Genomic DNA, 18,724 nt, shown 5'->3' with positions numbered 1-18,724 from the left:
GCTGCTGGTCACCGGGGTGTGGAACGACTTCATCTCCTGGCTGCGCGACGCGTTCGTGTCCGACGTGAGGTTGCCGATTTGAGGCACCTCTTCGCCTGGAGCCGCAACACCTGGCGCGCGCTGACCTCGATGGGCACCGCGCTGGTGCTGTTGTTCCTGCTCGCCCTGGGCGCGATACCGGGGGCGCTGCTGCCGCAGCGCAACCTCAATGCCGGCAAGGTCGACGACTACCTGAAGGCCCACCCGGTGATCGGGCCGTGGCTGGATCGGTTGCAGGCCTTCAACGTGTTCTCCAGCTTCTGGTTCACCGCCATCTACGTGCTGCTGTTCGTGTCGCTGGTCGGCTGCCTCACCCCGCGGATGATCGAGCACGTCCGCAGCTTGCGGTCCACCCCGGTGGCCGCCCCGCGCAACCTGGCCCGGCTGCCCAAGTACGCCAGTCACCAGGTTCAGGCCGGGCCCGACGAGCTGAACGCCCTGGCCAACACGCTGGCCGAACGACTGCGCGGCTGGCGCACCACCATCCGGCACCGGGACGGCGCGGAGCCGGCCGACGCCGAAGTCGCCGAGGTGTCCGCCGAGAAGGGCTACCTGCGCGAGTTCGGCAACATCGTCTTCCACTTCTCGCTGCTCGGCCTGCTGGTCGCGGTCGCCGTCGGCAAGCTGTTCGGCTACGAGGGCAACGTCATCGTCATCGCCGACGGCGGACCCGGCTTCTGCTCGGCCTCGCCGGCCGCGTTCGACTCGTTCCGGGCCGGCAACACCGTCGACGGCACCTCGCTGCACCCGCTGTGCATCCGGGTCGACGACTTCGCGGCGCACTACCTGCCGTCGGGGCAGGCCACCTCGTTCGCCGCGAACATCGACTACCAGTCCGGTGAGGACCTGACCGCCAACACCTGGCGGCACTACCGGCTGGAGGTCAACCACCCGCTGCGGCTCGGCGGCGACCGGGTGTACCTGCAGGGTCACGGCTACGCGCCCACCTTCAGCGTCACCTACCCGGACGGGCAGGTCCGCACGGCGACCGTGCAGTGGCGACCCGACAACCCGCAGACCCTGCTCTCGTCGGGCGTGGTGCGCATCGACCCGCCCGCCGGCAGCTACCTCAACGCCGCGGAGCGCCGCAACCACGAGATCGCCATCCAGGGCCTGCTGGCCCCGACCGAGCAGCTCGAAGGCACGCTGTTGTCCTCGCGCTTCCCGGCGCTGGACGCCCCGGCGGTGGCCGTCGACATCTACCGCGGCGACACCGGGCTGGACACCGGGCGCCCTCAGTCGCTGTTCACCCTTGACCCCCGCCTGATCGAGCAGCACCGGTTGACCAAGGAGAAGCGGGTCAATCTGCGCGCGGGCCAGTCGGTCCGGATCGACCAGGGTCCCGCGGCCGGCACCGTGATCCGCTTCGACGGCGCGGTTCCGTTCGTCAACCTGCAGGTCTCGCACGACCCGGGCCAAACCTGGGTGCTGTTCTTCGCGATCACGATGATGGGCGGTCTGGTGGTGTCGCTGCTGGTCCGCCGCCGCCGGGTGTGGGTCCGTCTGACGCCGGACCCCGGCGGGTCGCCGGGTACGGTGAACGTCGAACTGGGTGGCCTGGCGCGCACCGACAACTCCGGTTGGGGTGACGAGTTCGAGCGGCTGTCCGAGCGGCTGCTTGACGGGCTCGGCGAGCCGGCGGCCCAAAGGAGTGCTGAGGTGGACGTCAAATGAATACGGTGCACGTCAACATCGAGCTGGCGCGCTACTCCGACTGGGCGTTCACGTCGGCGGTGGTGGCCCTTGTCATCGCGCTGCTGCTGCTGGCCTTCGAGCTCGCCTATGCCGGCGGGCGCCGCGCGGATCAGCGCGCCCGGGTGTCGGCCGGTGCCGTCAGCGCCGACTCCGTCACCCCCGGCGTCGTGGAAGAGGCCACCCAGCGCCCGGTCGACGAGCGCGTCGGCCGTGCCGGGCTGTCCGTGGTGTACCTGGGCATCGGGCTGCTGCTGGCCTGCCTGGTGCTACGCGGCCTGGCCACCCTGCGGGTGCCCTGGGGCAACATGTACGAATTCATCAACCTGACCTGCCTGTGCGGGTTGATCGCCGGGGCGGTCGTGCTGCGCCGCCCGCAATACCGCCCGCTGTGGGTGTTCCTGCTGCTGCCGGTCCTGATCCTGCTCACGGTGTCCGGGCGCTGGCTGTACACCAACGCCGCGCCGGTGATGCCCGCCCTGCAGTCCTACTGGCTGCCCATCCACGTGTCGGTGGTCAGCCTGGGATCGGGCGTCTTCCTGGTCGCCGGCATCGCCAGCATCCTGTTCCTGCTGCGGACGTCGCCTCTGGGAGACCCCGACCGCACCGAGTACAGCGCGTTGAGCCGGCTGGTGCAGCGGTTCCCCGACGCGCAGACCCTGGACCGCATCGCATATCGGACGACGATTTTCGCCTTTCCGGTGTTCGGCTTCGGCGTCATCTTCGGGGCCATCTGGGCCGAAGAGGCCTGGGGCAGATATTGGGGCTGGGATCCCAAAGAGACTGTGTCGTTTGTCGCCTGGGTGATCTATGCCGCGTATCTGCACGCCAGGTCGACCGCGGGATGGCGGGACAGGAAAGCCGCCTGGATCAATGTCGCAGGGTTTGTGGCCATGGTCTTCAATTTGTTCTTCGTTAACCTGGTCACTGTGGGCCTGCATTCCTATGCGGGCGTCGGGTGACGGTGCACAACCGGCCCGAATAACGCACAACACGGGAAAAGCACAACAAGGGGGAGTGCAGTGACCGAGCATCCGACGTCGGGCGTGGGGTCGCCCGACCAACCGACGACGCAGCTACCTCCACAGACAGCGTCGGCGGCGGACCAGCGGGAGGGCGCGGAGCCGAAGGCCCAATCGGGTGGCGACGACGCACCCACCCGCGCCTTCGCCGGATTCCGCACCGAGCGCCGCGTCCCGGGACCCGAGCGCCAGCAGGCCGCGCCGCACCCGGCGCCCAGGCCGGGTGGCATGCCGCCGTGGGACCCGACGCCCATGACCGGCATCCCACGGGTCGACCCGACCGCGTACGGCGCCTACTACGACGGTCACGACGCGCCGCCCACCCAGATGCAGGGGCCCCCGCCGCAGCAGCGTCCCGAGCACCTGCCGCACACGCCGTACCCGGAGCTGTCCACCGGCATGCTGCTGCGCCCGGTCGCCCCGCCGCCATCGGACGGCTGGCGGTTGCTGCTGTTCAAGCTGTCCGGCGGCCTGATCAACCTGGGCGAGAGCCCGCGGGCCACCCGGTACAACAACCTGGTCGCCCAGGTGAACCGGCCCCTGCGCGGTTCCTATCGAGTCGCGTTCCTGTCGCTCAAGGGCGGCGTCGGCAAGACCACGATCGCCGCGACGCTGGGCGCCACCTTCGCCTCCATCCGCGGTGACCGGGTGGTGGCCGTGGACGCCAACCCCGACCGCGGCACGCTGAGCCAGAAGATCCCGCTGGAGACGGCGGCGACGGTGCGCCAGCTGCTGCACGACGCAGGCACCATCGAGCGCTACAGCGACGTGCGCCGATACACTTCCAAGGGGCCGAGCGGCCTCGAGGTGCTGGCCTCCGAAACCGATCCCGGCATCTCGGACGCGTTCAGCGCCGAGGACTACGCGCGGATCCTGGACATCCTGGAACGTTTCTACGGCCTGGTGCTCACCGACTGCGGGCCCGGCCTGCTGCACTCGGTGATGAGCTCGGTGCTGGACAAGGCCGACGCCCTGGTCGTGGTCAGCTCGGCGTCCATCGACGGCGCACGCAGCGCCTCGGCGACGCTGGACTGGCTGGACGCCCACGGCCACGAGGACCTGGTCCGCAATTCCATCGCGGTGATCAACGGGGTGAAGCCCCGCCCGGGCAAGGTCGACATGAACAAGGTGATCGACCACTTCTCCCGGCGCTGCCGCGCGGTTCAGCTGGTGCCGTTCGACCCGCACCTGGAAGAGGGCGCCGAGATCGAACTGGACCGGCTGCGCCGCGGGACGCGCGAAGCCCTCACCGAGTTGGCGGCCATCGTCGCCGACGGTTTCCCCGGCGACCAGCACAACCCGGGAGTGCTCGGCTAGCGGCGGTCGCTAGCGCGGGTTGTTGTCGCCGTGACCCAACCGCCGCAAGAAGTCTGGATCGTCGTCGGGTCCGATGACGCGCGTCTTCGCCCGGTGGGCCTGCGACCGCGCCGCACGCCAGCCGACGTAGATCAGCGTCCCCAAAATCACGACGAGCAGCAGGTAGAGCACCAAACACCTCCTTGGGGCGAATATACCCGCGCCGTAGGCTCAGGCTGTGTCACAAGAAGCTAGCGACGACAGCACCGGCAGCACGCAGCACCACGCCGACGACGAGGGCGCCGCGCAACGGGACGGAAGCCGCGTCGCCGTCCACGTTGGCGCGTACATGGCCGCGCGGGTGCTGCTGGCGGTGGCGCTCACCGGCGTGATCTACGGTGTCGCGCGGCTGGCGGGCATCACGCAGTTCCCGATCGTGGTGGCCGTGCTGTTCGCTCTGATCATCGCGATGCCGCTGGGCATCTGGGTGTTCGCCCCGCTGCGCCGCCGGGCCACCGCCGCGCTCGCGATCGCCGGGGAGCGGCGGCGCCGGGAGCGCGAACTGCTCCAGGCCCGACTGCACGGGGACGCCGCGCCCGACGAGGGCGGCGACCAAGAATCAGGGCGCGGTTAGCCGTTCGGCAGCCGCACGACCTGGGCGGCGTAGCTCAGGCCCGCGCCGTAGCCGAGCAGCAGGGCCAGGTCGCCGCCCTTGGCCGCGCCGGTCGCCAGCACCTCGGCCATCGCCAGGGGGATGGACGCGGCCGAGGTGTTTCCGGTGTGCTCGATGTCGTTGGCGACGACCGCATCCGGGCGCAGATCGAGGCTCTTGGCCAGCACCTCGTTGATCCGGCTGTTGGCCTGGTGCGGCAGGAACACGTCGATCTCGTCGGGCCGGACGCCCGCGGCGTCCATCGCCTGCCGGCCGACCTTGCCCATCTCGAACGCCGCCCACCGAAACACCGCGCTGCCTTCCAGCCGCAGGTAGGGGCGCTCCCCGGTGCGGTTGTCCAAGAAGTCGATCCACTCGATGTCCTGGCGGATGGCTGTGGCCTGCGCGCCGTCGCTGCCCCAGACCGTCGGCCCGATGCCCTGGTCGGGTGTCTCGCCCACCACCACACCGGCGGCGCCGTCGGCGAAGATGAAGCAGTTGCTGCGGTCCTGCATGTCCACGGTGCAGGACAGCTTCTCCGAACCGAGCACCAATACCTTGGCGGCCGTGCCGCCGCGCAGCATGTCGGCCGCGACGCCCAGTGCGTAGCCGAAGCCGGCGCAGCCGGCCGAGATGTCGAACGCGGGCACGCCGGTGGCACCCAACGCCGTCGCGACCGCCGGCGCGCACGGGGGGGTCTGGGTGAAATGGGTGCTGGTGGCGACGAGGACGCAATCGATGTCGGATGGCTCGAGGGAGGCCTTGGCGATCGCCTCCAGCCCGGCCGTCGTCGCCATGGAGGTGACGGATTCGTCGCGCCTGGCGAACCGGCGGGTCTTGATCCCGGTGCGCGAGTAGATCCACTCGTCGGACGAGTCGATGTTCTCGCAGAGCTCATCGTTGGTGACCACCCGTTCGGGCCGGTACGACCCCACGCTGAGCAAGCCGATGTTGTTGGGCCCGCTGGTCGCGGCAATCTGATTCATTGCGGTCCTTCGCTATCGCCCGAGCCGACGCAAAAGTACCCCACACGGGGTGCCCTCGGAGGCCTTTGCCTGCACTATAGGTAACCCGCGCCCGGCCCCTAGGTAGCCAGCGCCAACGCCGCGGCCACCGCGACCGCCCACACCACCATCGCCAGCCCGGTATCGCGCAGCACGGGGATCAGCTCCGGGCCGCCGCGGCCCGATCGCACCGGGGCCGCCGCGCGCAGGGCCAGCGGCGTGGCCACCAATCCGGCGGCGCACCACGGGGTCGCCAGCATCAGCACCAGGGTCAGCACGCCGGCGGTCCCCAGCAGCGTCTGGTACAGGATCCGGGTGCGGGCGTCGCCCAGCCGCACCGCCAGCGTGACCTTTCCGGAGCGCGCGTCGGTCGGGATATCCCGCAGGTTGTTGGCGACCAGCACCGACGACGACAGCGCCCCGGTCGACACCGCCAGCACCAGGCCCACCCAGTCCACCCGCAGCGCCTGGGTGTACTGGGTGCCCAGGACCGCGACGAGCCCGAAGAACAGGAACACCGCGACCTCGCCAAAACCGGCGTAGCCGTAGGGTTTCGAACCGCCGGTGTACAGCCACGCCCCGGCGATACAGGCCGCTCCCACCGCGATCAGCCACGGGGCGCTGAACAGCGCCAGCGCGAGCCCGGCGAGCGCGCCGACGGTCAGGCTGGCGACCGCGGCGGCCAGCACCGCCCGCGGCGCCGCCAGCCGCGAGCCGACCAGGCGCACCGGGCCGGCCCGGTCGTCGTCGGTGCCGCGGATGCCGTCGGAGTAGTCGTTGGCGTAGTTGACGCCGATGGTCAGCGCGAGCGCGACGGCCAGCGCCAGCACCGCCTTCCACCACACCGCGGAATGCAGCCACGCGGCCGCACCGGTCCCCGCGACGACCGGCGCCACCGCGTTGGGCAACGTCCGCGGCCGCGCACCGGAAACCCACTGCCCGAAATTGGCCACACGAACATCCTGCCAGGATGCGGGCCGTCGATCCCCGGGCCCCGCACCCGCGATCACCCCGGCGGCATGCACCACAATGGTCGGATGCTCGGAGTCATCGGCGGCAGCGGCTTCTACACCTTCTTCGGATCCGACTCCCGCGACGTCGCCGTCGACACCCCGTACGGGCCGCCCAGCGCCCCGGTCACCGTCGGCGCCATCGGCGACCACGAGGTGGCGTTCCTGCCCCGCCACGGCGCCAAGCACGAATTCTCCGCGCACACCGTGCCGTATCGCGCCAACATGTGGGCGCTGCGCAAGCTCGGCGTGCGGCGGGTGCTCGCGCCGTGCGCGGTCGGCAGCCTCACGCCCGAGCTCGGGCCGGGCACCGTCGTGGTGCCCGACCAACTCGTCGACCGCACCCGGGGCCGCGCCGACACCTACTTCGACTCCGGCGGCATCCACGTCGACTTCGCCGACCCGTACTGCCCGACGCTGCGCGAGGCGGTGACCGGCCTGCCCGACGTGGTCGACGGGGGCACCATGGTGGTGATCCAGGGGCCGCGCTTTTCCACCCGCGCCGAGAGCCGGTGGTTCGCCTCCGCCGGGTTCTCACTGGTCAACATGACCGGCTATCCGGAGGCTGCGCTCGCCCGCGAGCTCGAAATATGCTATGCGGCAATCGCTTTGGTAACCGACCTGGATGCGGGTGTGAGCGCCGGGCAGGGCGTGAAGACCGTCGACGTGTTCGCCGAATTCGAAAAGAACATCGCGGTGTTCAAAACCCTGGTCGGCCGGGCCATCGGCCGGATCGCCGCCGACCGCACCTGTACGCACTGCCTGCCGCACGCCGGGGTCACCCTGCCCATCGAGCTGCCGTGAGGGTGCTGTTGACCGGGGCGGCCGGCTTCATCGGTTCGCGGGTGGATGCCGCGCTGCGGGCCGCGGGGCACGAGGTGGTGGCCGTCGACGCGCTGCTGGCCGCCGCGCACGGCCCAAACCCGGTGCTGCCGCAGGGATGTCATCGCGTCGACGTGCGCGACGCCGACGCGCTGGCCCCGCTGCTGGCCGGCGTGGACGTGGTGTGCCATCAGGCGGCGATGGTGGGTGCGGGTGTGGACGCCGCCGACGCCCCCGCGTACGGCGGCCACAACGACCTGGCCACCACGGTCCTGCTGGCGCAGATGTTCGCCGCCGGGGTGCGGCGCCTGGTGCTGGCCTCGTCGATGGTGGTGTACGGCCAGGGGCGCTATCACTGCGAACAACACGGAGAAGTGGACCCGCTGCCGCGGCGCCGCGCGGACCTCGACGCCGGAATCTTCGAGCACCGGTGCCCGGACGGCGGGGAGGAACTGCGGTGGCGCCTCGTCGGCGAGGACGCCTGCCTGCGGCCCCGAAGCCTGTACGCCGCCAGCAAGACGGCCCAGGAGCATTACGCGCTGGCCTGGTCGGAGGCCACCGGTGGTTCGGTGGTGGCGCTGCGCTACCACAACGTCTACGGCCCCGGCATGCCGCGCGACACCCCCTACTCCGGGGTGGCGGCGATCTTCCGGTCGGCGCTGGAAAAAGGTGAGCCGCCAAAGGTTTTCGAGGACGGCGGCCAGATGCGCGACTTCGTCCACGTCGACGACGTGGCCGCCGCCAACGTCGCTGCGACACAGTTGGGCGAGGGTTTCACCGCGGTCAATGTCTGCTCGGGACAACCCATTTCGATCGCGGAGGTGGCCGGCGCGCTGTGCGACGCGCGCGGCGCTTCGTTGTCCCCGGTGGTCACCGGGCAGTACCGCAGCGGCGACGTGCGCCACATCGTCGCCGACCCGTCGCGGGCCGCCGAGGTGCTCGGTTTCCGGGCCGCCGTCGCACCGGGCGACGGGTTGCGCGAGTTCGCGTTCGCGCGCCTTCGCTAACCCTGCGGGGGCCGGTAGATCTGCGGCTTCTGCGCGGGCATCTGGCGCGTGCCGGAGTCGTCGCCACGGAAAATCCGGGGCGCATTGGCCAGCGGCGGTATCTCCGTGGTGGGCGGTTCGCTGTCGCCGCCGGGGACACCGGCCGGGATGCGGGTGGTCGCCGCGGCCGACGGGCCCGCGCCCTGGCCCACCGGGACCCGGGTGGTGGTTGCCGCGGCATTCGCCGCGGCGGCGCGCCTGCGGGCGGCGCGACGGGCCAGCCGCCGACCGCTGAGCTGCCCGGTGACGATGGCCGCCACCAGGATGCCCAGGGCCAGGCCGCACAGCGTCACGTCGAAGGTGCTGGTGATCTGCTGGGCCAGGTTGTTGCCGTAGACCGGATGCAGCGCAGGCGAATTGGGCGAGTCTTCGAACCGCGGCGCCAGCTCGAGGCCGACGACGACGCGGGCGATGCTGAGCGTCGCGACCAGCCCGCACAGCGACGTGACCATTCTCGCCGAGAGGGTGGCCAGCCTGCGGCGCAGCCAGATCGCCAGCACCGCGGTGGCCAGATCGAACGCGGCCAGCACGATGCTGGAGTACCGGGAGAACGGGTAGTTCAAAATCACGCCGACGACGAGGTCGGTGATCCGCATCGCCACCGAACCCACGGACCAAACGGCGATGAGCAGCAAGCCATTTCGGGTCGTCGCGCGCCACGCGGACTCCTCCGTCGGCGAGGTGTTCCGGTGACCGAGCAGGGCCCGCGGCGCGAACAGCGCCGCGCCGGCCGCCCAGGCCAGATAGCCCTCGAACCCGACGCCGGCGGTGGACGTGTTCTGCGCGATGCCGTGGAACGCGTCGATGTCACGACCGACGGGCAGGAACCACACCAGGACCCCGGCGGCCAGCGTCGCCGCGCCGAGCGCGACGGTCGTCAGCCGGCTCTCCCGCGCGCTGCGCAGCAGCCACCGCGAGGCCACCAGCACAGCGACCAGCGCCACCACGCCGTACACCACCGCGGTCGCGATCACGGCGATGTTCTGCTTGCCGAATTCCTCGGCACCGCTGGTGCTTTGCAGCGCGTACCGCAGCCGCCAGTACAGGTTGAACCCGAAGCTGAGCACCGCCGCGAGCATCGACAGCGAGCCGATGACCCGCGCCGACCTGTGCCACCCGGTGGACTCGTCCCCGGCCGGAACCGGTCCGGCCGGCGCGCCGGCCGGCACCGCCTGGGCGCTCAACAGCGAACCGGCGATCCCGGCCCAGGCGCCCGGCCCGACACCGCCCGGCACGTTGACGGTGCCACCGAAGCGGACGGTCTCGTACGCGTCGAACACAACGAAGGCGAGCACCAGCAGCAGGTAGGGGACATTGAGCGCCAGGCGAAGCCGGGCCGCCCGCCCGGGGTTGAACCGCGCGCCGGCCGACCGCCACGAACCGGCGACCGCGACCGCGATGACGGCCAGCACCGTTACCGCGACCAACACGCCGAACAGGATCGTGCTGCTGTTCGGGATCCCGACGCCGAAGTAGAGGTTCCACGGCAGGAACACCGCGAGGACCAGCAGCGCCACCGCGGTCAGGTCGCCGGCGACGTGCCGGTACCGCTTCGTTGCGGCGGCCGTCGGGGCCCCGCCGCCGGTGGCGTGCGGGCGGATGATGCGCGGCGCCGGTGCCTGCTGCGTCTGGCCGCGGATGGGACCGGTCGGCGTCTCGTCGCTGCTCTGGCTCACCATGCCCCCCGGGATTCAAGGACGGATATTCTTGGCGCAGTTTCGGGCGTTCGGCGAGGGATTACCCCGCCGAGTGGAATGCACTGCTCGCTTGCGAACATATTCTCCGTTCGGATGCCGTGGCAGTGGCTGCGACCGGCTGCTGGGGCGGAGAGGATTCCGCGGTGAGGCGTCCTGTGGTTCGAAAAGCTGGTTACGCTGCGCTAGTAGACGAAGCTCGTCGCCTGAATTATCAACGGTATCGCAAGTGTAATGATGCCGGGACATTGCTGGTTGCGGGGTAGCCGGCGTGAAGGAGAACCGGGATGGACGTCGTTTTGGGGGTTGCGGTCACCGGACCCGTCGCGCGCTTGGCCCTGGTCGGGTCGGGCGCGCAGGGGGCCGACGTGATCGACCAATCCGTCGTCGACCTCGCTGACAATCCGATCGGGACGCTGACCGAGACCGTGGTGGGCACCAACCGGCTGCTGGCCGGCGAGAACCACCGGCTGGTCGGCACCCGGCTGTGCTGGACCGACCATCCCGCCGCCGACCAGCTGCGGCGGGCGCTGGAGGACTCGGGCGTGCACAACGTCGCGGTGCTCTCCGAATCGCAGGCGGTGGCCGCCCTGATGCGCGCGGCCGGCCGTCCCGGCGCGGCGCTGGTGATGGACGACGCGACCGCGACGCTGTCGATGGTCGGGTCGGGGGACGGCGATCCCGACGCGCCGCCGACCGTGTTGGCCAGCCGGCCGCTGGCGGGTGCGTCGGGCGGCGATGCGACGGCGGCGTTCCACACCATGATGGCGAACCTGAGCGCCCACCCCGACGCCCCGCAGGATGTGTATCTGCTCGGGGCGTCGCCCGATCTGAACCGGGTCGCCGACGAGCTCCGCGACGCGTCGACCATGCGGGTGCGGGTCGCGCAGGATCCCACCTTTGCGCTCGCCCGCGGCGCGGCAATCGCCGCCGCGCCGGCGGCGGTGCTGGGGGCCGGGGGTGCGACGGCCATGGCGCCGGCGATCGGGCTCACCGGCGACGAGACCGCCATGGCCCCGGCGGCCGGGGATGCCACCGCGATGGCGCCGGCGTTCGGGGATGCCACCACCGCGGCCCCGGCGGCGGGGCTCACCGGGGATGAGACCACCGTCGTGCCGGCATCGGAATTCGCCGATCCGAACGCCGAGGACCATCAGCTAGCCTATTCGATGGCCGACGAGGGGGAGCAGTACCCGGGCGAATTCGACGAGTACGACCCCGAATTCGACGACTACGAGTACGGCGACGCCGACGAGGAGGCGCCGACGAAGCTGTCTCGACGATCGCTGGTGATCGGCAACGCCGTCGTCGCCTTCGCGGTCATCGGATTGGCGTCGCTGGCCACCGCGATCGCCGTCGCCGTTGAACCGACCGCCAGCCGGCAGCCGGTGGTGGGCGTCCAGAACGGCACCCCGGGCAAGTTCATGCCGATCCTGCCGAGCCAGCAGCAGGCGCCGCTGCCTCCGCCCCCGGCCGATGCGCCCAACGCGGGATTCCAGGGCGGCACCGTGCCGGCTCCCAACAACGTCGCCCCGGCGCCCCAGCAGGTCGCGCCCCCGTCGGGAGGCGGCGTGCCCGCCGGCCCCGCGCCCGAGGCGCCGGTCAATCCCGGTGTGGTACCCAATCCCGGTCCGGGTTGGGCTCCTCGCCCGAATCCCATTGTGCCGGTGCCGATTCCGATTCCCATCCCGATCCCGGGGTGGGGGCCGAACTACCCGCCGTACAACCCTCCCTACAACCCCCCGTACAACCCGCCTTACACGCCGCCGACGACCACGCCCTATTCGCCGCCGACCACCACGTACCAGCCGCCGACGACGACGTATTCGCCTCCGACGACGACGTATTCGCCGCCGACCACCACGCACGAGCCGCCGACGACGACGTATTCGCCTCCGACGACGACGTATTCGCCGCCGAGCACCACGCATCAGCCGCCGACGAGCACCTATTCGCCCCCGAGCACCCGGGAAACCACCCAGGCGCCGCTGCCGACGCACACCCAGCAGACCATGCCGCCGACGCATTCGCAGCCGGCCTACCCGCAGCAGCCGCTATACCCGCAGGAGCCACACCAACACCGCGGGTTCTGAGCGTGCCCGACGCCGACGGCCTGGTGACGGTGGTCCTGCCCTGCCTCAACGAGGAGGAGTCGCTGCCCGCGGTGCTGGCCGCGATCCCCGCCGGCTACCGGGCGTTGGTGGTGGACAACAACAGCACCGACGACACGGCCGGGGTCGCGAGCCGGCACGGCGCCCGGGTCGTCGCCGAACCGCGGGCCGGGTACGGCTCGGCCGTCCACGCGGGCGTGCTGGCCGCGACCACCCCGATCGTGGCGGTCATCGACGCTGACGGCTCGATGGACGGCGGCGATCTGCCCCGGCTGGTCGCCGAGCTCGAGCATGGTGCCGACCTGGTGACCGGTCGGCGCCGGCCGGTGCCCGGGCTGCACTGGCCGTGGGTGGCCCGGGTGGGCACCGTCGTCATGAGCTGGCGGCTGCGCACCCGGCACGGCCTGCCGGTGCACGACATCGCGCCGATGCGGGTGGCCCGGCGCGAAGCGCTGCTGCAACTGGGCGTCGTCGACCGGCGGTCGGGATATCCGCTGGAATTGCTGGTGCGTGCCGCGGCCGCCGGCTGGCGCGTCGTCGAACTCGACGTCAGCTACGGCCCGCGGACGGGCGGCAAGTCGAAGGTCAGCGGTTCGCTGCGGGGCAGCATCACCGCGATCCTCGACTTCTGGAAGGTGATTTCGTGAGCGCGCTGCCGGTGACGCTGCTGGTGGTCGCCAAGGCGCCCGAGCCGGGTCGGGCCAAGACGCGACTCGCGGCGACCGTCGGCGACCGCGTCGCCGCCGAAATCGCCGCCGCCGCACTGCTTGACACGCTCGACGCGGTGGCCGCCGCCCCGGTGGCCGCGCGGGTGGTGGCGCTGGCCGGCGACCTGGACGCGGCCGCGAATGCCGCCGAGATCCGGCGGCGGCTGGCGTCGTTCACCGTGATCGCCCAGCGCGGTGCGGATTTCGCGGCCCGGCTCGCCAACGCGCACGCCGACGCGGCCGGCGGGTCTCCGGTGCTGCAGATCGGCATGGACACCCCCCAGGTGACCGCGGACCTGTTGGCCGGGTGCGCGCGCCGCCTGCTCGAGACGCAGGCCGTGCTCGGGCCGGCCCACGACGGCGGCTGGTGGGTGCTCGGCGTGCGGGAGCCCGCAATGGCGCAGTGCCTGCGCACGGTGCCGATGTCCGCACCCGACACCGGCGATCTGACCGTGAAGGCGTTGCGCGACAACGGCATCGACGTGGTGACCGTCGAGGCGCTGGCCGACGTGGACTTCGTCGACGACGTCGCGGTGGTGCGCGACGCCTGCGCACCCACCAGCCGCTTCGCGCGCGTCACCCGCGCGGCCGGCCTGTAGACGATTCTGCCGGCACTGCTCGGGAGTCGGCACGCGACAGGACAACACCGGCTTTTTGTACAAGGATGGAGCGGTGCGAATGCTTCTTGTGTTGGCGAGCTTCGCCGCGGTCATCGGTGCGGCAACGCCTGCACACGCCGAGCCGGGCGGCAACCCAGATGCGAACTTCTTGGCGGCGCTCGATCAGGCCGGCGTCCCCTATAAGAACGGCGCCGTCGCCGTCCGGGTCGGCAAGAAGGCCTGTGAATTAATGGATCAGGGCCACACTCAGGCCGACGTCATCCAAAGTGTGTCGTCAGAAAATGCCGGATTCACCGTGGCGGACGCGACCCACTTCACGACCAGCGCCGTCAGTGCCTATTGCCCACAGCACCTCGGCGAACCGACCACTGAGCCGCCGCCCCCGCCGGACTGGTCGAATATTCCTTGGTTTCCCTTCCCGGCGCCAGCGGCTGCGTAGGGTGATCGACATACTCGGCGCACCGATCTCTACCAGTTCGTCAGGATGATCGTGTTGAGCGCCAGCGCGCCGACGGCGTTGAGCGCCAACCAGATCCGGTGTGCACGCACCGGCAGGAGTGCGCCCGCCGCGGTGAGCCAGATGGTGAACGGCAGCCAAATGCGTTCCACCTCGGCCTTGCTGAGCATGCTCAGGTCCGCCACGACGATGGCGGCCAGCATGCTTAACAGCAGCAGGTGAAAGCCGGAGCGGCGGCGGATCGCGGGCCAGTCGAACACCCTGCTGATTCCGGCGACGCCGCCCAACCCGATTGCACACACCACGCACGCCAGGTTGGCCCAGCTCCAATACTGGAACGGCCGGAATTTGGCGATACCCTGCCAATAGCGTTGCTGCACCAGGGTATAGCCGTCGAACCAGAAGAACCCCGCGACGGCGAAGGCGACCGCCACCGCGATCGCGGCCAGCGCCGCGGGGCCCAGGGCCCGCAGGATCGCCCGCCAGTCCGCCCAGCCGTTGCCCGGCCGCTGGGCGGAGGCCAGCACCGCCAACGCCGGCAACCCCATCAGCATCAGGCCGTAGTTGCAGAACACTCCCCAGCCCAGCAGCAGTCCAGCGCCCGCGGCCGTCAGCGCGGGGAAGCGGACCGGGCGGTGCACCGCGACGGCCAGCAGCGCGATGCCCCAGGCCGCCACCCCGGCGAAGTAGCCGTCGGCCGACACCGCCACCCAGATCGCCGTCGGCGCCAGGGCGACGAACGGGGCGACGCGCCGCGCGGTCGGCTCGTCGGCCAGCGCGCGCACGGCGATCAGCACCGCGGCGGCCGCGCTCGAGCCGGCCAGCAGGCACAGCAGCCCGGCCCAGGCGCCGCCGTGTAGGCCGAGCCGGTCCAACCAGACGAACGTCAGCAACGCGCCGGGTGGATGCCCGGACACGTGGGTGGTCCACGAGTGTGGCTGGTAGTCCACGATCCGGCTCGCGAACGTGCGCAGCGTCGCACCGATGTCGGTGATGCTCGGCACCTGCGACAGGTATTCGTCACGGGTGGTCAGCCGGCCGGCGAAGCCGCGCTGCCAGCCGTCGATCATCGCCAGCGCGAACGCCCATCCGCACGCGATGGCCCAGCTGCCCAGCGTCAGTGCACGCCACGGAAGGCGTTGCGCCAGAATCGGTCCCCACGCGACAACGGCGATCGCGAGGGCGACGGCCGGCCCGGTTCCCCAGCCGGCGTGGATCAGCCATTCGCCGAAGATCGGTGCGGCGCCGGCGTGGGTGGCGAACTTCTCGACACCGACGTCCAGACGCGGCCGCACCCCTAGGTTCATCCGCGGCAACAGGAACGCCGCCGCTACCAGCACCACCCCGACCGTGACCGCTACCGCCTCGCGCACTGCCTCCCGTCGAGCGATCCTCACGGACGAACAGCCTATTGATCGCTTGGGCCGGTGAATCGGCGCACCAAGGCCGCCCGGTCGACCTTGCCGATGCCCCGGCGCGGCAGGGCGTCGACGATGTGCAGCTCGCGCGGCGCGGCGGTGGCGTCCAGGGTGCGGGTCACCTGCGTGCGCAGCGCGTCCAGGGTGGGCGCGGCGGCCCCGTCGCGCACCACGATCGCGGCGACCACCCGCTGCCCCAGCCGGTGATCGGCCACCCCGAACACCGCGCAATCGCTCACGGCGGGATGGGTGCACAGCGCCGCCTCGACCGGCTGCGGCAGCACGGTCAGCCCGCCCGTGCTGATCGCGTCGTCGGCGCGGCCCAGGACGGTCAGCACGCCCGAGTCGCTGACGGCGCCGAGATCGTCGGTCGCGAACCAGCCCGGCTCGGCGAACGGATCCGGGTCAACCGGGTTGCGGTAGCCCTTGGCCAGCGTCGCGCCGCCGATCACGATCCGCCCGTCGACCGTGCGCAGCCGCACCCCGTCCAGCGGGACGCCGTCGTACACGCAGCCCCCGGCGGTCTCGCTCATACCGTAGGTGCGGACCACGGTGATGCCCGCCGCGGCCGCGTCGTCGAGGACCGGTCGTGGCGCGGGTCCGCCGCCGAGCAGTACGGCGTCCAGTTCGGCGAGGGCGGCCGCGGCGGCCGGGTCGCCGAGCGCCTTGGCCAGCTGCGCGGCAACCAGCGAGGTGTAGCGCCGCCCCGAGCCCAATGCCCTTGTCGCACCGGGTAATTCGGCGACGTCGAACCCGGCGGACACGTCCATCTCGACCGGCGCCGAGCCGGCCAGCAGGCTGCGCACCAGGACCTGCACCCCGGCGATGTGGTGGGGCGGCAGGGCGAGCAGCCAGCTGCCCGGCCCGCCGAGGCGGTCATGGGTGGCCGCCGCGCCGGCCGTCAGGGCGGCGGCGGTCAGCAACGCGCCCTTGGGAATTCCGGTGGTTCCCGACGTCGCCGCGACCAGGGCCACGTCGTCGTCGATGGCCTCCCCGACGCGCAGACCCGCCCGCAGCGCTTCCGACTCGCGGTCGTCGGCCGCGGACAGGGCGACCAGTGCGGGGTCACGCCCGCTCAGCACCCGTTCCAGCGCCGGCAGCAATGACGAGGCCGCCGAACCCGGCGGGACGTGCAGCGCGCGCAGTACGGCTATGCCGGGTCCTCGGCCTCGTCGGCGTCGTCGAAGGGCCAGCCCTGGGCCGCCAACCGCACCCGTACCCGCTCGACGTCGGCGGGTGACGGCAGCTCATCGGTGATCTGGGTGATCAGCACGCCGATGTCGACATCGTCGAACTCGCCGCGCCGAACCAGCTCGCAGGCCACCGCCTTGGCTTCGTCGTTGGACAGCCGGCGGGCCAGCAACGCGAGCACCGGGAAGGTGTCGGTCGGTGGAATGCCTTCCGGGTATCCCGCGCGGAGCCAGGAGACGATCGAATTCAGGAATCCGTTCATGGACCACCCCCCGGTGTTAGCAAATCCGTGGGCATCAATCGATGCTACTTGGCTTTTGCCCCGAGGAACGGGTAGCCGGTGTGGTGCGCGATGAAGTCCCGCGAGATGTAGGCCAGCGCGAAGGCGATCACCAGGATCACCACCGCGTAGATCGCCCAGGCCACGGCCAGCAGCGCCGGGTTCTTCTGCGGCGAGCCGCCATCGGTGCTGACCTGTCCGGCGCCGATCGCCTGGAAGCGGAGCCCCAGGGCGAACAGCCCCGGTAACGCGGCGCCGGCCAGCATGGAGAACAGCAGGATCTTGAGGGAGGCCTGGTAGTTGAACCAGTCGCTGAAGTGACTCATCACGCGTTCGCCTTAATGGTGGGGTCGTCGGAGCCGAATCGGGGGGTCGTACCGCCGCCGACCGTGGGTCCGGCGTCCGAGGGCGGGTGCTGATCGTCGGACTCGTCGAGCCCGCTGGTCAGGTCGCCCTTCCATTCGGCGTTGACGTTGTGGTGGTCGACCTTGACCTTGCGCGACCGGATGTAGATGGTCGCCGAGACCGCGATCAGCAGCGCGAAGCCGACGATGGCGCCCGGGTAGCCGCCGATCAGGTGCACGATCCAGTAGGTGATCGCACCGACCAGACCGGCCAGCGGGAGCGTGACCAGCCACGCGACACCCATGCGGCCGGCGACGCCCCAGCGGACCTCGCCGCCCGGCTTGCCCAGCCCGCTGCCCAGCACCGAGCCGGTGCAGACCTGGGTGGTCGACAGCGCGTAGCCGAAGTGGGCGGAGAGCAAAATCACCGCGGCCGAAGAGGATTCGGCCGCCATGCCCTGCGGCGACTGGATCTCCACCAGGCCCTTGCCCAGGGTGCGGATGATCCGCCAGCCGCCCAGATACGTGCCGAGCGCCATCGACACCGCACAGCCGACGATGACCCACAGCGGCGGCATGGAAGCGGTCTTGCTGACCGAGCCGTAGGACATCAGCGCCAGGAAGATGATGCCCATCGTCTTCTGCGCGTCGTTGGTGCCGTGCGCCAGCGAAACCAGCGACGCCGAGCCCCATTGCCCGTACCGGAAGCCGGCCTCGGTGCGCTTGGTGGGGATGCCGCGGGTGATCCGGTAGACCAGCCAGGTCGCGACTGCGCCGACCAAGATGGCCAGGATCGCCGACACGACCGCGGGGATGATCGCCTTGGACACCACGCCCTTCCAGATCACCCCGTGTGCGCCGACGGCGGCGATGGTGGCGCCGACGATGCCGCCGATCAAGGCGTGCGACGAACTCGAGGGGATGCCGAGGAGCCAGGTCAGCAGGTTCCACACGATGCCGCCGACGAGGCCGGCGAACACCAGCTCCAGCGTCACGATGTGCCCGTCGATCAAGCCTTTGGCGATCGTCGCGGCGACGGCGGTGGACATGAACGCACCCACGAGGTTCAGCACCGCGGACAGCGCGACCGCTACTTTCGGCTTGAGCGCACCACTGGCGATCGAGGTCGCCATCGCGTTGCCCGTGTCGTGGAAGCCATTCGTGAAATCGAAAGCCAATGCCGTGATTACGACAATGATCAAGAGGAACAATTGGATGTTCACAGCGCCTGATTCTGGTGGTAGGAGGTTTCCATTGTCGAATGCTGAGAGAGGCGAATTGCGGGTATACCTTGAACCGTCGCCAGATGTTACCTCTCA

At 70.9% G+C, this 18,724-nt stretch carries 19 protein-coding genes and 1 pseudogene; 11 read left to right on the top strand and 9 right to left on the bottom strand.

Features of this window, described 5'->3' with window-relative positions:
• The 4 genes and pseudogenes from A5708_RS26940 to A5708_RS18830 form a co-directional block, all read left to right on the top strand.
• Window positions 1–82 (top strand): annotated as a pseudogene (locus A5708_RS26940) (cytochrome c biogenesis protein CcdA); the annotation flags it as partial.
• 47 nt (window positions 83–129) lie between these two features.
• Window positions 130–1,713, top strand: a complete 1,584-nt coding sequence (locus A5708_RS18840; protein ID WP_065030061.1) for a cytochrome c biogenesis protein ResB — start codon at window positions 130–132, stop codon at window positions 1,711–1,713.
• Window positions 1,710–2,693, top strand: coding sequence for a c-type cytochrome biogenesis protein CcsB (gene ccsB / locus A5708_RS18835; protein WP_065030060.1), 984 nt, complete (start codon window positions 1,710–1,712; stop codon window positions 2,691–2,693). Before A5708_RS18840 ends, ccsB begins: the two co-directional genes overlap by 4 nt.
• A 60-nt stretch (window positions 2,694–2,753) precedes the next feature.
• The gene (locus A5708_RS18830) at window positions 2,754–4,070 is read left to right on the top strand and encodes a MinD/ParA family ATP-binding protein (protein ID WP_065030059.1); all 1,317 of its coding nucleotides are present in this window, start codon (window positions 2,754–2,756) and stop codon (window positions 4,068–4,070) included.
• A 9-nt stretch (window positions 4,071–4,079) separates the two neighbouring features.
• Here A5708_RS18830 and A5708_RS26935 read toward each other — a convergent pair whose 3' ends face one another.
• Entirely contained in the window at window positions 4,080–4,241 is a 162-nt protein-coding gene (locus A5708_RS26935) for a hypothetical protein (RefSeq protein WP_155766070.1), read from the bottom strand.
• Between the two features lie 46 nt (window positions 4,242–4,287).
• Between A5708_RS26935 and A5708_RS18825 the strand changes: the two genes are divergently transcribed.
• A complete protein-coding gene (locus A5708_RS18825) occupies window positions 4,288–4,683 on the top strand; it encodes a DUF4229 domain-containing protein (RefSeq protein WP_065030058.1) in 396 nt (131 codons plus the stop codon).
• Here the strand turns inward: A5708_RS18825 and A5708_RS18820 are convergent.
• Entirely contained in the window at window positions 4,680–5,687 is a 1,008-nt protein-coding gene (locus A5708_RS18820; protein WP_065030057.1) for a beta-ketoacyl-ACP synthase III, read from the bottom strand. The genes A5708_RS18825 and A5708_RS18820 overlap by 4 nt on opposite strands.
• A 98-nt stretch (window positions 5,688–5,785) precedes the next feature.
• The gene (locus tag A5708_RS18815) at window positions 5,786–6,658 is read right to left on the bottom strand and encodes a 1,4-dihydroxy-2-naphthoate polyprenyltransferase (RefSeq protein ID WP_065030056.1); all 873 of its coding nucleotides are present in this window, start codon (window positions 6,656–6,658) and stop codon (window positions 5,786–5,788) included.
• 84 nt (window positions 6,659–6,742) lie between these two features.
• On the opposite strand from A5708_RS18815, the gene A5708_RS18810 reads away from it, so the two are divergent.
• Both A5708_RS18810 and A5708_RS18805 read left to right on the top strand, forming a co-directional pair.
• Entirely contained in the window at window positions 6,743–7,519 is a 777-nt protein-coding gene (locus A5708_RS18810; RefSeq protein ID WP_231117950.1) for an S-methyl-5'-thioadenosine phosphorylase, read from the top strand.
• Window positions 7,516–8,544, top strand: a complete 1,029-nt coding sequence (locus tag A5708_RS18805; protein ID WP_065030054.1) for an NAD-dependent epimerase/dehydratase family protein — start codon at window positions 7,516–7,518, stop codon at window positions 8,542–8,544. Before A5708_RS18810 ends, A5708_RS18805 begins: the two co-directional genes overlap by 4 nt.
• On the opposite strand, the gene A5708_RS18800 is transcribed toward A5708_RS18805, so the two are convergent.
• On the bottom strand, window positions 8,541–10,262 hold the full coding sequence (locus A5708_RS18800) for a hypothetical protein (RefSeq protein WP_065030053.1): 1,722 nt from the start codon (window positions 10,260–10,262) through the stop codon (window positions 8,541–8,543). The two genes, A5708_RS18805 and A5708_RS18800, sit on opposite strands and share 4 nt — an antisense overlap.
• Before the next feature lie 302 nt (window positions 10,263–10,564).
• On the opposite strand from A5708_RS18800, the gene A5708_RS18795 reads away from it, so the two are divergent.
• The 4 genes from A5708_RS18795 to A5708_RS18780 all read left to right on the top strand — a co-directional run bounded on the left by A5708_RS18795 (window position 10,565) and on the right by A5708_RS18780 (window position 14,154).
• Entirely contained in the window at window positions 10,565–12,370 is a 1,806-nt protein-coding gene (locus A5708_RS18795; RefSeq protein WP_065030052.1) for a hypothetical protein, read from the top strand.
• A gap of 2 nt (window positions 12,371–12,372) precedes the next feature.
• A complete protein-coding gene (locus A5708_RS18790; protein WP_065030051.1) occupies window positions 12,373–13,035 on the top strand; it encodes a glycosyltransferase family 2 protein in 663 nt (220 codons plus the stop codon).
• The gene (locus A5708_RS18785) at window positions 13,032–13,694 is read left to right on the top strand and encodes a TIGR04282 family arsenosugar biosynthesis glycosyltransferase (protein WP_065030050.1); all 663 of its coding nucleotides are present in this window, start codon (window positions 13,032–13,034) and stop codon (window positions 13,692–13,694) included. The genes A5708_RS18790 and A5708_RS18785 overlap by 4 nt, the downstream gene beginning before the upstream one ends.
• Window positions 13,695–13,773: 79 nt before the next feature.
• Entirely contained in the window at window positions 13,774–14,154 is a 381-nt protein-coding gene (locus tag A5708_RS18780; RefSeq protein WP_081293009.1) for a DUF732 domain-containing protein, read from the top strand.
• Window positions 14,155–14,183: 29 nt separating this feature from the next.
• Here the strand turns inward: A5708_RS18780 and A5708_RS18775 are convergent, their stop codons facing one another.
• The 5 genes from A5708_RS18775 to A5708_RS18755 all read right to left on the bottom strand — a co-directional run bounded on the left by A5708_RS18775 (window position 14,184) and on the right by A5708_RS18755 (window position 18,628).
• Entirely contained in the window at window positions 14,184–15,545 is a 1,362-nt protein-coding gene (locus A5708_RS18775) for a hypothetical protein (protein WP_081293008.1), read from the bottom strand.
• A gap of 35 nt (window positions 15,546–15,580) precedes the next feature.
• Window positions 15,581–16,672, bottom strand: a complete 1,092-nt coding sequence (gene menE / locus A5708_RS18770) for an o-succinylbenzoate--CoA ligase (protein WP_065030075.1) — start codon at window positions 16,670–16,672, stop codon at window positions 15,581–15,583.
• 68 nt (window positions 16,673–16,740) lie between these two features.
• Window positions 16,741–17,043 (bottom strand): DUF3349 domain-containing protein, encoded by a 303-nt coding sequence (locus A5708_RS18765; RefSeq protein ID WP_065030048.1) that lies wholly within the window; start codon window positions 17,041–17,043, stop codon window positions 16,741–16,743.
• A gap of 44 nt (window positions 17,044–17,087) precedes the next feature.
• Complete coding sequence (locus A5708_RS18760; RefSeq protein WP_065030047.1) at window positions 17,088–17,387, bottom strand: hypothetical protein; 300 nt, start codon at window positions 17,385–17,387, stop codon at window positions 17,088–17,090.
• Window positions 17,387–18,628 (bottom strand): inorganic phosphate transporter, encoded by a 1,242-nt coding sequence (locus A5708_RS18755; protein WP_065030046.1) that lies wholly within the window; start codon window positions 18,626–18,628, stop codon window positions 17,387–17,389. The genes A5708_RS18760 and A5708_RS18755 overlap by 1 nt, the downstream gene beginning before the upstream one ends.
• Between the last annotated feature and the right edge of the window lie 96 nt (window positions 18,629–18,724).

This window comes from Mycobacterium colombiense, assembly GCF_001672755.1.
Lineage (GTDB): Bacteria > Actinomycetota > Actinomycetes > Mycobacteriales > Mycobacteriaceae > Mycobacterium > Mycobacterium colombiense_C.
This window is presented reverse-complemented; position numbering and strand designations above follow the sequence as displayed.

Coding starts and splice junctions, on each gene's coding strand:
- A5708_RS18840 (WP_065030061.1), top strand. CDS start 130: ATGGGCACCGCGCTGGTGCTGTTGTTCCTGCTCGCCCTGGGCGCGATA.
- ccsB (WP_065030060.1), top strand. CDS start 1,710: ATGAATACGGTGCACGTCAACATCGAGCTGGCGCGCTACTCCGACTGG.
- A5708_RS18820 (WP_065030057.1), bottom strand. CDS start 5,687: ATGAATCAGATTGCCGCGACCAGCGGGCCCAACAACATCGGCTTGCTC.
- A5708_RS18810 (WP_231117950.1), top strand. CDS start 6,743: ATGCTCGGAGTCATCGGCGGCAGCGGCTTCTACACCTTCTTCGGATCC.
- A5708_RS18800 (WP_065030053.1), bottom strand. CDS start 10,262: ATGGTGAGCCAGAGCAGCGACGAGACGCCGACCGGTCCCATCCGCGGC.
- A5708_RS18795 (WP_065030052.1), top strand. CDS start 10,565: ATGGACGTCGTTTTGGGGGTTGCGGTCACCGGACCCGTCGCGCGCTTG.
- A5708_RS18780 (WP_081293009.1), top strand. CDS start 13,774: ATGCTTCTTGTGTTGGCGAGCTTCGCCGCGGTCATCGGTGCGGCAACG.
- A5708_RS18765 (WP_065030048.1), bottom strand. CDS start 17,043: ATGAACGGATTCCTGAATTCGATCGTCTCCTGGCTCCGCGCGGGATAC.
- A5708_RS18760 (WP_065030047.1), bottom strand. CDS start 17,387: ATGAGTCACTTCAGCGACTGGTTCAACTACCAGGCCTCCCTCAAGATC.